General features: G+C 59.5%; 5 protein-coding genes. All 5 read right to left on the bottom strand.

The genetic code is table 11. From position 1 onward, the window contains the following. Window positions 1–130: 130 nt before the first annotated feature. Entirely contained in the window at window positions 131–1,648 is a 1,518-nt protein-coding gene (locus tag NZK35_RS14375; protein WP_259633229.1) for a sulfatase family protein, read from the bottom strand. A 187-nt stretch (window positions 1,649–1,835) separates the two neighbouring features. Then, on the bottom strand, window positions 1,836–3,245 hold the full coding sequence (locus NZK35_RS14370) for a sulfatase family protein (protein WP_259633228.1): 1,410 nt from the start codon (window positions 3,243–3,245) through the stop codon (window positions 1,836–1,838). A gap of 377 nt (window positions 3,246–3,622) precedes the next feature. Beyond that, window positions 3,623–5,197, bottom strand: coding sequence for an ankyrin repeat domain-containing protein (locus NZK35_RS14365; protein WP_259633227.1), 1,575 nt, complete (start codon window positions 5,195–5,197; stop codon window positions 3,623–3,625). Between the two features lie 17 nt (window positions 5,198–5,214). Further along, entirely contained in the window at window positions 5,215–6,561 is a 1,347-nt protein-coding gene (locus NZK35_RS14360; RefSeq protein ID WP_259633226.1) for a DUF1552 domain-containing protein, read from the bottom strand. Then, complete coding sequence (locus tag NZK35_RS14355; protein WP_259633225.1) at window positions 6,558–8,999, bottom strand: DUF1592 domain-containing protein; 2,442 nt, start codon at window positions 8,997–8,999, stop codon at window positions 6,558–6,560. The genes NZK35_RS14360 and NZK35_RS14355 overlap by 4 nt, the downstream gene beginning before the upstream one ends. Window positions 9,000–9,221 lie beyond the last annotated feature (222 nt).

The raw sequence follows: 9,221 nt of genomic DNA, 5'->3' as shown, positions 1-9,221 counted from the left end.
CGCCCGCCCGAGGCCTGACGGCCAGCGGCTCACCATTGACTCAGCAGATCCCGAATCAATCGACTACCCGTAACGCGTCCCGCTGGGATCCCAACACGTGGCGTGAGCCGGTGGCGCGTGATCACAACCATCAATAATCCGCTTCTTGCAAACTGCTCAGCACCGACGTCTGCCATTGGCGTAGTTCGCCGAGCAAGCGTTCGGTGACCTTCGGTTCGCTGCCGGCGAGATTTTTCTGTTCCGCTCGATCGGCGTGTAAATCGAACAACTCGACGTTTGTGTCGCTGCCTGATTGGCCATCGACGACCAGTTTGTAGCGGTTGTCCAAGATCACCCGCGGCCCCGCGTAATCAGCCTCCTCAATTTCCGGTTGATGAAAATTATTGAAACTGCGAGTCAGTTTGCCAGCCATTTCCTTCACCAGCGGCGTTGTCCCTTCCTGCAACTCCAGATCGATGTATGGTTCGGGCTTGGGATTCGCCCCGGTCACGCGTTTGGACGGATAGCTCCAAAAACAAATCGGTTGGGGCCGTTGTTTCATCGTCCCATCGATCACCGGCACGACGCTGATTCCATCGATGGGCCGCTCCGGCACTTGGACCCCCGCCAGCTCACAAAGCGTCGGAAGCATGTCGCTGGTGACCGAATTGACGTCGCTGACCCGCCCTTGGCTGATCCGCGCAGGCCACTCGATCAGCCCCGGAACTCGAATGCCGCCTTCGTACATTAGGCCTTTCTCGCCGCGAAACGGAGTCGTTGCGCGACCGCTACTTCGAGGGCTTCCGTTGTCGCCGCAGTACCAGAGCAAGGTGTTGTCGCGTAGTCCGGCGTCGCTGAGATGCTCCCGCAAGATTCCGATCGAACGATCCATCGCGGTGATTTCGGCATAACGCTCGCGCAACACGTCCCGTAACGGACGCGTCGTCGGCCGGCCGGTTTCCATCGACGTCAATCGAACCGACCGCTTGGACAACGAATCGGGCAGGTCATCGTAGAGGGCGAGGTCTTTGTCCAGCCCGCTGTACGGCTCATGGGGCGAACCGAACCAGACCACCGCCAGGAACGGTTTTCCGTCGTGGCGGGCACGTTCGATAAACTTGATCGTCTCATCGATGGTGACTTCCGATCCCTCGCCCTTGAACGTCTCCGGCGGACCGCCATTGCGAGAGAATTGGGGATTCATCTCATAAAAATTGTCGTGCGAGACGTATTCGCCAAATCCCATGGCACGCGGGTTGGTCGGAGATTCCTTTTTGACCGGCCCCAGGTGCCACTTGCCGAAATGTCCGCATCGATATCCGGCATCGGACAACAAATGCGCGATCGTGATTTCTTGGGGACGGATCGACCAGCCTGGGGCAAAGGTGCCATAGCGGTTGGGATGCCGCCCCGTCAGCACGCTGCCCCGCGTCGGAGAACACGAGGGGTGCCCCGAATAGAAGTGATCCAGTCGCAGCCCGCTTTCTGCCATCTGGTCCAGCACGGGTGTTTGCAAATAGGGATGCCCGTTGTACCCCGTTTCACTCCACCCGTGATCGTCACCCATCAACAGAATGAAACTGGGGCGATCGTCCGCGCCGACCAACGAGCCGAACAGGAGGGCCAAGAAAGACGCCGTGAGGCGGGGAAGCAGGAGGTTCATTTTCATGTGGAGGTCCGTTGTGGTCGGTCTGTCGATGGTTCCATGGTCCGTCGGTCACGCTGTGCGTGACAACGTCTGGTAGGTCACGCTGTGCGTGACGACGTCTGGTAGGTCACGCTGTGCGTGACGACGTTTGGTAGGTCACGCTGTGCGTGACGATTGGCATGCACAGCATGCCCTACGAGGCGACGCCTCATTTCACGTAATCTTTCCCAGACCAGCTGTCCAATACCGATCGCTGCCAGGCTTCGAGATCCGCTTTCATCTCCGCGACACGTAGCTGCTCCGATTGGCTCAAATCCGTTTGCTCCATCGGGTCGTCCACCAGGTTGTACAACTCGAATTTCACTCGATCGCCGTTCTGAATGCGGTGCAGCTTCCATGGCCAGGCATTCCACGCCGCGTGGCCCCGCATGCCGTCTTTGCCGAACGTCGGAAACTCTTCCACGTTCTTCAAAATCCGCTCGGGAAATGGATTAGGCAGACCGGCTTGTTTGGCTTCCAAGAGCGCGCGGATGATTCGGTCACTATAGGTGCCTTGGCCTTGTGTGTGCCCGTGCCAAAACCCCATCGGGGGACGAACCGTTTGTTTGCCGGACAGTACGTCGGCAAGGTCGATGCCATCCAGCTTGGGTTGATGTGCGACGTTGGCACCGGCGATCGCCACCAGCGTCGGGTACAGATCGGCGGCAAACGCCGGTGTCTCGATCGTCTGGGGACGGTACCTCGCCGGCCACTCCAAGATCGCAGGAACCCGCAATCCGCCTTCGTAGATGCTGCCCTTCTTGTTTCGCCCCCCGGACGATTCGACGATCAAGCCGCCGTTGTCGCTGCAATAAAACAGCAGCGTGTTGTCGGCGATGCCCAGATCACGCAATGTTTTCCGCAGTCGTCCGAGCTGCTGATCCAAGAGCGTGATCTCGCGAAAGTAGCCGGGTTTCTTGGTCGGCTGATCGTTGTAGAGCGTCGCGGCGTCGGGGATCCCTTGCGGCAATTCCTGTTGCGGGTCGTGGGGCGAGGGAAACCAGGTGACCGAAAACATCGGCCGATCGCCGCCGTGATGTTTGGTCAGAAACTCGATCGTTGCATCCATGCTGATCACGCTACCGGGACCTTGAAGATGCTCGTAATTCCCATTGCGGCTCAGGTAAGGATCATTGTCAAAGAAATTCAATCCGGAAAGCCATTCGTCGAACCCGGCCCCGCCGGGACTGGTCGGGCTGTCCGGTTGCACCGACCCGATGTGCCACTTGCCGAAATGCCCCGTGACGTAACCGGCATCGCCGAGCGCCTCGGCGATCGTTGTTTCGTCGGGCCGCATGTAGTGGCCGTGATTGGGAACGTTGGTACGAAATGGATGACGCCCGGTCATCACGCTGGCCCGAGTCGGCGAACAAACCGGTGCGCTGGCGTAGAATCGATTGAAGACAACTCCCGCTTCGGACATCGCGTCCAAGTGCGGCGTCTGGACGAACGGATGACCGGTGAATCCGGTGTCACCATAGCCGTGGTCATCGGCCATCACCAACACGATGTGCGGGCGTCCGGATGACTGGGCTTGGAGCGACAAACAGCAGACGAGCGGTAAACAAAGTACTACCACAAATGTAATGGGAAGCGTTCGTTTTCGGGCGTTCATAAGTTGGCGGGCGGGAGAGTGATGTGAAAGGGTCGGGGCGGGTTGGTGGGGCAAAACGATGGGGGCAAAACGATGGGGAAGGCAGAATGATACGGGGCAGAATAATGGGTGGGAGAATCAGAGTGGGAGATTCAGAGTTGGTGGACTGATGCGAGGCAGCCTGTTGATTGATGGGACAGACTAAAACCAAGCGAGCAACTCCATCGGCAGCCACGCGGCCAAGTCCTTGCTAACGACTCACCAACCCCATCGTCTTGCCCCCATCATTCTGCCCCGAATCATTCTGCCACCATTTTCCTGCACCATTCTCTCGCCCCCGACCGCACCGCAACCACTCGCGATCATCCAGCGCCGGGGCGATAGCCCTTTTCAAGCTTCTGCTTCGGCGGCGGTGGTGGCGTGATACCTTCGGCGATCATCAACGCGCGAATGGCGTCGGCGGTTTCGTAGGACGGTTTAAAATTTCCGCCTCCGCGATACCCCATGGCGATCCACAGCGGCATTCGGCCCTGCTTGGTCACCTTGCTCCAGATGTTGATGTCGGCGCCGTTGGCCGCTAGACAGTTGACGACCGACGGCATCATTTTGTAAGCCGCTCCATGCATGGCGGTTTCGCCGTTGTTGTCCACCGCGTTGACATCGGCCCCCAAGTCGATCAGGTAGGAAACCGCTGCCAGGCATTCCGGTTCCGAGCCCGCCGAATCGCCTTCGGAACCACTGCCGATGCCGGCGGCCATCATCAATGGCGTCCAACCGTTGTCGGCAGCCAGCGTGGGATCGGCGCCCAGTTCAAGTAGCGTCTGCATCAGTGCGACGTCGGCCGTCCCGGCGGCGGCAAAGAACGCGGTCGCCCCCTTCTTGCCGAACTTGCCGCGACCGCCGTTGCGTTCCTTGGGGGCATTGACATCGGCGCCGTGCTCGACGAGAGCTCGCACAAACTGAAGACTCGTCATGGATCCCGAACCGATCGGCGGTGGGTCGCCGTCGGCGTTGTCTCCCAGCGGTGGCTTGCGGACCCAGGACATGGTGAACAGCGGCGAAAACCCGGTCCGTTGGTCGTTGGGATCGGCTCCGGCCTTGAGGAGTTCGACGGCGAGTTCGAAATGCCCGTTTTCAATCCCCAGGATCAACGGTGACGTCCGGTTGGCGACGTTTTTCCCCGAGCTATTGGCCGGCTTCATCGCCAAATTGACGTCCACGCCGGCATCCAAGAACCGTTTTACCACCGGCCAGTGTCCTTGGCGTACGGCAAACATCATCGGCGTGTAACCCGACTTCAGCGGCGTTTCGAAATCCGCTCCGGCGTCGAGCAACAGATCGACGACCTCGGCGTGTCCCTCGTGCGCGGCCCACATCAACGCCGTCTGGTCATTGCGTTCGGTGGCATTCACGTCGGCCCCGTGTTTCAGCAATGCGCGGACGGGTTCGACACGACCGGTTCTGGCCGCCGTCATCAACGCCGTTTCGCCACCGTTGAGGGTAGCGTTGGCATCGGCACCCTGCTCCAGCAACAGCTTGACGAGCTGCCCGTTGCCGTTGCTGCAGGCCAGCGACAACGGCGTCACGCCGTAGCGGTTTTTGCAATCCACCGACGCGCCCGCTTTGACGATGGCGATGCAGGTTTCCACGTCGTCCAAGTACACCGCCCAGTGCAACGCCGTCGTCCCGTCGACTTGCGTCGCATCGATGTCGACCACATCGTCACCGGCGTCGGTCGAAATACGGTTCAGTATCTCAGCGATCCGCTGTCGATCCTGTTTCTCAAGGGCGTCGGCCAGTTGCGGTTCCGCGGCCAGTGTGACCACACCGCTGAGCAGGACGCCCAGGCAAAGGCCGCAGATCGCGATTGTGAAAACTCGCGCGTGCGCCCGCAACGTCGTACTTTCGCCCGCGTGTTTCTCGACAAATCGATTCATGTCTGTTTTCATTGCGATCACACCGAAAGCGGTTCAAACAGTTCGTCGACCGGTCCTTCGCTGTCGGCAAACTTGTCCAGTTTGACGCCGACCTTGTCGAGCAACGTCAGGTGCAGGTTGGCCAGTGGCGTCGGTCGATCGTATTGGATGTGCCGTCCGCCCTGCATCCCGCCTGCAGCACCACCGGCGACGATGATCGGCAAATCGGTGTGGTCGTGAACGTTCGGGTTTCCCATGCCGCTGCCGTACAGCAACAGCGAATGATCCAACAGCGTGCCGTTTCCGTCCGTCGTCGCTTGCAGCTTTTCCAAAAACCCTGCGAACAGCGACACGTGGAACTGATTGATCTTTGCCATCTTCGCGATCTTTTCTTCGTCGTTGCCGTGGTGCGACAGCGGGTGATGCGATTCCGGCACTCCCAATTCGGGATAACTACGGTTGCTGGTTTCACGTGCCAGTTGGAACGTGATCACCCGCGTGATATCCGCCTGCATCGCCAAGACTTGCAGGTCGAACATCAATCGGGCATGGTCGGCATATGACGCAGGAACGCCCATCGGCCGATCCAAATCCGGCAGCTCGTTGTCTTTGGCGTCCGCTTCGGCTTTCTGGATCCGTCGCTCGACTTCGCGCACCGAATCCAGGTACTGGCCGATCCGGACTCGATCCGACGCGCCGACTTCGCGATTCAGACGGGCAATGTCTTCGGACATCCAATCCAACAGGCTCGCCTTTTCATTCAGTTCCGCACGCCGCTGTTCGGCCGTTCCGCCTGCACCGAACATGTTTTCGAACACGATCCGCGGGTGCGCTTCGGAAGGCAACGGGGTGGTCGGTGAGGACCAAGACAAATTGTTCTGGTACACGCAGGCATAGCCGTTGTCGCATTGCCCCACGGTTTGCATCAGGTCCATCGACAATTCCATCGATGGCAATTGCGTGGATTGGCCGATCTGTTTGGCAGCCAACTGATCGGCGGTCGTTCCCAAATAGTAGTCCGTCCCTTCGGTATGCTTCGCCTTGGCCGCACTCAAGAACGCCGAGTTGGATGTCGCGTGCGAACCCGGGTAAGCGTTGGCCAATTCTAAATTACTGACCACCGTGACCTGGTCTCGGACCGGCTCGAGTGAACTGAGGATCGGCGGCAACTCGCCGAGGGTTGTTTCGCCAGGCGGTTTCCAGCGTGACAGGTCGCAGCCCATCGGCATGAAGACGTAACCGAGACGTCGAACCGGTGCCGCCGGGGTCGCATCGAGCGCCGTGGCGGCCGGTACCATCGCATCGAGCAACGGCAGGGCAATGGCACCGCCGACGCCGCGTAACACCGTGCGACGCGAGATGGATTTCTTTCGAATAAAGTTCACCGGTAGGTCCTCATTTGAAATGCCGGGCTGTTGATGATTTCCCAGATCAACGTGGAAAAACGGTACTGGTCTTGTCCGGCGCGACGAACGATCTCTCGTATCGCCGGGCCATCGGATTCGCCGATCCCTCGCCCCAAGGCGTAGGTCAGCAGTTTTTCGGTCATCGCGGTGGCGAACAACTCGGGCCGCTGCATGATCGCCGTTTCCAGTCCCGTCACGCCTTGGAAACTGCCACCGCTGGGAAGGGAGCCTTCTGAATCGACGGTCACCCCGAATTCGGTGTCCCGCCAGCGTCCGACCGCGTCATAGTTTTCCAACGAGAAACCGATCGGATCAATGATCACGTGACAACTGGCACAAGCCGGATTGGTGCGGTGTTTGGCAAGTCGCTCGCGGATCGGAAGCTCCGCACCGATCACCTCTTCTTCCAGCGACGGAACGTTCGGCGGCGGAGGCGGCGTCGGGGTGGCGAGCAGATTGACCAACACCCAATTGCCTCGAATCACCGGCGAAGTGCGTGTGGCGTAGGAGGTCACCGTCAAGATGCTACCGTGCCGCAACAACCCGCCCCGATGTTCACCTCCGGAGAGATTGACGCGACGAAAGCGGCTGCCGTAGACATGCGGGATGCCATAATGTTTGGCCAACCGCTCGTTCAAATACGTGTAGTCGGAACGGAGCAAGTCCAAGACGCTGCGGTCCTCCCCGATGATGCTTTGGAAAAACAATTCCGTTTCCCGCCTCATCGCTTGCCGCAGGTTGTCATCAAAATCCGGGTACAACCGCGCATCGGGTGTTTTGGATTCCAGGTTTCGCAGATGCAACCACTGGTTGGCGAAATTGGTCACCAGCGCTTCGGCGCGGGGATCGTCCAACATCCGTCGGACCTGGCCACGCAGCACATTCGGGTCTCGCAAATTCCCGCGTTCGGCTGCTGTCAACAGTTCGTCGTCGGGAAGACTGCTCCACAAGAAGAACGACAGCCGTGACGCCAACTCGTCGTCGCTGATTGCATAGGCATCGCCCACCTCCAGTCCGTCGGGGTCGCGTTCGATGCGAAACAGAAACCGTGGGCTGACCAAAATCGAGGCGAGTGCGCGTTCGATCCCCGCCTCAAACCCGGCTTCTGCTGCACCGTCCCGATAGAATTCCATCAGTGGTTCCAACTCCGCGGCATCGACGGTTCGACGGTACGCCAGTCGGGCCAGTCGCGAAATGATCTGCCTGGCACAGGCTTCGTTCTGCTCCGGCGAGGCAGGGTAGCTGCTGAAGACCCGTCGGCGGCTGGGGGTATCGGGCGGCGATTCAGCGGCGGCTGATGCATCGTCGGCGGGATAGGGCCCGGTGATCGAAACTTGATAGACCGCGGGCGTCAAACGCGGATGCCGGTGCGAATTGAAATGCACGTTCAACGGTTGCCGCTTCGTCTCGATCAACGACGACTTGTTCTTGATAAACGTCACGCCCAAACCATGTGGCCCCGCTTCGACCGTCACGCGGGCTTTCAATCGGCTGTCGTCAAAGAAGTATCGATTTCGAGCCTGGGGCGGAACCAATTCAAACTCGGCCACACGCTCGCGGTCCAACAGAAACTCCATCTGGTATTTTCCGTTGAGCCCCTCGACGTGTTCGTTGCGGTCTCGGGCAAGGTTGACTTGCACTTCGTACACACCCGATCGCGGAAAGGTATGGTGCAGCAACATGCCGCCACGCGTTCCCAGGGGCAGACCGACCACGTGTTCTTCTTGCGTCACGTCGGCGGGCATTCGATACGTGTGGCCTTCCAACTGATCCGATGGTCTTGCGATCGCCAGTTGGCTGATCTTTCGAGCCGCATTGATGTAGCGTGAGACCAAGGTCGGCGGCAGATCCCCGACGGTCACATTGTCGAAACCGTGACTCGATTCATCCGCCGGCAACAGGGCTTCGGCGTCGATGTCCAGCGCCAAGAGATCCCGGATTGCGTTTTGATATTCGAACCGGTTCAGCCGGCGAAAGGTGTCGGTTCTGCCGGGCCGGGGATGCTTGGCAGCCACCTGTGCCAAGGCTTCGACCAACCGTTCGCTCGTGTCTTGATAGATCTGTTCGGAGGGCCGGTATGCGTCGGGCGGAGGCATGCGGCGGGAAGTGAGTTCTCGTAGCACGCGTTCCCAAAGTTCCGCGCTCGCTTCGATGCTCCGTTCGCCGACCACGGAAAGATCCAGGTCCGCCTCCGGTTCGTCTTCGCTGTGACAATCCAAGCAATACTCGGTCAAAAACGTCTCCAGACCGGAGTAGTCCGATTCGGCCAGCACTTTAGCGATTTCGTCCGATGGCGAACCCGTCGGCTCCGCAGCGATGGAGTGACACACCGAAAGCGATCCGAAGCAAAGCGACACGCCGAAGACACAAGCCTTGAAACCATCAAAAGAGAATCGGTTGAGCGTGCATCGATTCATGTTTTCGTTTCGCATTCGTCGCGTTTTACGTGGCCTGCCGACGTGGTCGGTGCGAGAAGGGGCCGGCCACACGCTCAAAACGCGTTCCGCCGGCGAATTTGGTGGGACACTCAGTTTAACAGATGTCTGTCAGCGGAGGATCCTTTCCAGGTGGTTTTACATCCGAAAATCCCGGAGGGATTTCAGCAAGTAGCCGGAGGTCAGCGCAGCGCCACCTCCGGG

The organism is Stieleria sedimenti (genome assembly GCF_025060895.1).
Taxonomy (GTDB): Bacteria; Planctomycetota; Planctomycetia; order Pirellulales; family Pirellulaceae; genus Stieleria; species Stieleria sedimenti.
Note: the sequence above shows the minus strand (reverse complement) of the source record. Positions and strands in the feature narration are given on the sequence as shown.

Coding starts and splice junctions, on each gene's coding strand:
- NZK35_RS14375 (WP_259633229.1), bottom strand. CDS start 1,648: ATGAAAATGAACCTCCTGCTTCCCCGCCTCACGGCGTCTTTCTTGGCC.
- NZK35_RS14365 (WP_259633227.1), bottom strand. CDS start 5,197: ATGAATCGATTTGTCGAGAAACACGCGGGCGAAAGTACGACGTTGCGG.
- NZK35_RS14355 (WP_259633225.1), bottom strand. CDS start 8,999: ATGAATCGATGCACGCTCAACCGATTCTCTTTTGATGGTTTCAAGGCT.